The following is a 3,404-nucleotide window of genomic DNA, read 5'->3' on the forward strand; positions in this document are numbered from 1 at the left end:
CGACACCGTCGCCGGCCGGCCGTGAAGGAGTTGTTGCAGTGCGGATTGCGGTGACCGGTTCGATCGCCACCGACCACCTGATGTCCTTCCCCGGCAGGATCGCCGATCAGCTGATCGCCGATCAGCTCGAGCAGGTGTCCCTGTCGTTCCTGGTCGACGAGCTGGAGGTGCGCCGCGGCGGGATCGCGGCCAACATCACCTTCGGGCTCGGCAAGCTGGGCGTGACCCCCTACCTGGTCGGCGCCGTGGGTGAGGACTTCGATGAATACCGGTCGTGGCTGGAGCGGCACGGGGTGGACACCGCCTCGGTGCACGTCTCGGCGACCAAGCACACCTCCCGGTTCCTGTGCACGACCGACCAGGACTTCAACCAGATCGCCTCGTTCTACCCGGGCGCCATGTCCGAGGCGCGGGAGATCGAGTTGAAGTCCGTGGCCGACCGCATCGGCGGGCTGGACCTCGTGGTGATCTCCGCGAACGACCCGGACGCGATGATCAGGCACACCCAGGAGTCGCGGGAGCGCGGCTACAAGTTCCTCGCCGACCCCGGCCAGCAGCTGGCCCGGATGGACGGCGAGGCGGTGCGCAAGCTCGTCGAGGGTGCGGAGTACCTGTTCACCAACGAGTACGAGCACGGCCTGCTGCTGGAGAGCACCGGCTGGAGCCACGAAGAGGTGCTGGGCAAGGTCGGCAGCTGGGTGACCTCGCTGGGCGCGAAGGGCCTGAAGGTCGAATCCGCTTCGGCCCCGACCTTGGAGGTCGTGCCGCCGAAGGAGAAGCAGAAGGGCGACCCGACCGGTGTCGGCGACGCGCTGCGCGCCGGGTTCCTGGCCGGCCTGTCCGGCGGTCTGGGCCTGGAGCGGTCCCTGCAGCTCGGCTGCACCCTGGCGACGGTGTCGCTGGAGACCGACGGGCCGCAGGAGTACGACGTCGAGCGCGAGTCTTTCCTCGCGCGCATCGCCGAGGCGTACGGCGAGTCCGCCGCGACCGAGATCGGCTCGAAGCTGCGCTGAACCCCCGTCCTCCGGCGGCACCGGCAGACGCCGCCGGTGCCGCCGGGCGCGGAGGACACTGGGTTCGGGCGTGGTCGAAGAAAGCGTGGGAAGAGGCAGCGACATGAATGGGGTCAACACGAACGGCGAATCCGCTTCGGGCCGGGACCCGAGCGGGTTTCTCAGCGCGCTCGTCGAGCGCGTGCTCGTCGCGGACGGCGGAATGGGCACCGCGTTGCAGGCCCACGACCTGACGCTGGACGACTTCGCGAACCTCGAAGGCTGCAACGAGATCCTCAACGAGACCCGCCCGGACGTGGTTTCCAGCGTCTACCGCGGTTTCCTCGAGGCGGGTTCGGACGCGATCGAATCGAACACGTTCGGCACGAACCTCGCCAACCTCGGCGAGTACGGCATCACGGAGCGGATCCGGGACCTGGCCGAGAAGGGCGCCCGGCTGGCTCGCGAGGCCGCCGACGAGTTCTCGACGCCGGACAAGCCGCGGTTCGTGCTCGGTTCGATGGGGCCGGGCACCAAGCTGCCCACCCTCGGCCACGCGCCGTACGCGGACCTGCGCGACGCCTACGAGGAGAGCGTGCTGGGCCTGCTCGAGGGCGGGATCGACGTGGTCCTGGTCGAGACCTCCCAGGACCTGCTGCAGACGAAGGCCTCGATCGTCGGCGCCAAGCGCGCCATGGCCAAGACCGGCCAGTACCGGCCGATCATCGCGCAGGTCACCGTGGAGCAGACCGGCACGATGCTGGTGGGCTCGGAGATCGGCGCGGCGCTGACCGCGCTGGAGCCGCTGGGCATCGACATGATCGGGATGAACTGCGCGACCGGGCCGGCGGAGATGAGCGAGCACCTGCGGGTGCTGGCCCAGCACGCCCAGGTGCCGATCTCGGTGATGCCGAACGCGGGCCTGCCCGAGCTCGGCCCGAACGGCGCGGTGTATCCGCTGCAGGCCGACGAGCTGGCCGAGGCGCTGGTCGGGTTCGTCAACAACTTCGGCACCCGGCTGGTCGGCGGCTGCTGCGGCACCACCGGTGAGCACGTGCGCGCGGTCTCCGAGGCGGTAGCCGGGCTCAACCCGGCGCCGCGCACGCCGGAGGTCATCCCGTCGGTGTCGTCGGTGTACCAGGCGGTGCCGTTCCAGCAGGACGCCACCAACCTCAACGTCGGTGAGCGCACCAACACCAACGGTTCCAAGAAGTTCCGCGAGGCCATGCTCGACGGCCGCTACGAGGACTGCGTCGAGATCGCCAAGTCCCAGACCCGCGAGGGCGCGCACCTGCTCGACCTGTGCGTGGACTACGTGGGCCGCGACGGCGTCGAGGACATGCGGGAACTGGCCAGCAGGCTGGCCACCGCCTCCACGCTGCCGGTGATGGTGGACTCCACCGAGGCCGACGTCATCCAGGCGGGCTTGGAGCACTTCGGCGGCCGGTGCGCGGTGAACTCGGTGAACTACGAGGACGGCGACGGCCCGGACTCGCGGTTCCAGAAGGTCATGGACATGGTCCACGAGCACGGCGCCACCATCGTCGGGCTGTGCATCGACGAGGAGGGCCAGGCCCGGACCCGGGACTGGAAGGTGCGCGTCGCCGAGCGGCTGATCGCGGACATCACCGGCAAGTGGGGCCTGGACGAGTCCTCGATCATCATCGACTGCCTGGTCTTCCCGATCACCACGGGCCAGGAGGAGGTCCGCGAGGACGGCATCGAGACCATCGAGGCGATCCGCGAGCTCAAGCGGCGGCACCCGGACGTGCAGACGACGCTGGGCCTGTCGAACGTCTCGTTCGGGCTGAACCCGGCCGCGCGTCAGGTGCTGAACTCGGTGTTCCTCAACGAGTGCCGCGAAGCCGGGCTGGACTCGGCGATCCTGAACGCCTCCAAGATCCTGCCGATGAGCAAGATCGAGGACGAGCAGAAGCAGGTCGCGCTCGACCTCGTCTACAACCGCCGCACCGAGGACTACGACCCGCTGCAGAAGCTGATGTCGCTGTTCGAGGGCAAGACGGCGGCCTCCAGCGGTGCCTCGCGGGCCGAGGAGCTGGCGAAGCTGCCGCTGTTCGAGCGGCTGGAGAAGCGCATCGTCGACGGCGAGCGCAACGGGCTCGAAGCGGATCTGGACGAGGCCATGCAGGAGAAGGCCCCGCTGCAGATCGTCAACGAGAACCTGCTGGCCGGCATGAAGGTCGTCGGTGACCTGTTCGGTTCCGGGCAGATGCAGCTGCCGTTCGTGCTGCAGTCCGCGGAGGTCATGAAGACCGCCGTGGCGCACCTCGAACCGCACATGGACAAGGACGACACCGGCGGCAAGGGCAAGCTGCTGCTGGCCACCGTCAAGGGCGATGTGCACGACATCGGCAAGAACCTGGTGGACATCATCGTGTCCAACAACGGCTA

The 3,404-nt window shown here is 68.8% G+C and carries 2 protein-coding genes; both read left to right on the plus strand.

What is annotated here, in order from left to right:
- Positions 1-38: 38 nt before the first annotated feature.
- Positions 39-1,013, plus strand: a complete 975-nt coding sequence (locus tag IJH84_RS08120) for a carbohydrate kinase family protein (RefSeq protein ID WP_295142233.1) — start codon at positions 39-41, stop codon at positions 1,011-1,013.
- Positions 1,014-1,116: 103 nt separating this feature from the next.
- The coding region (metH, locus tag IJH84_RS08125) for a methionine synthase (RefSeq protein WP_295142236.1) at positions 1,117-3,404 on the plus strand (2,288 nt) is incomplete at its 3' end.

This window comes from Saccharopolyspora sp. (assembly GCF_017434145.1).
Taxonomy (GTDB): domain Bacteria; phylum Actinomycetota; class Actinomycetes; order Mycobacteriales; family Pseudonocardiaceae; genus Saccharopolyspora_C; species Saccharopolyspora_C galaxeae.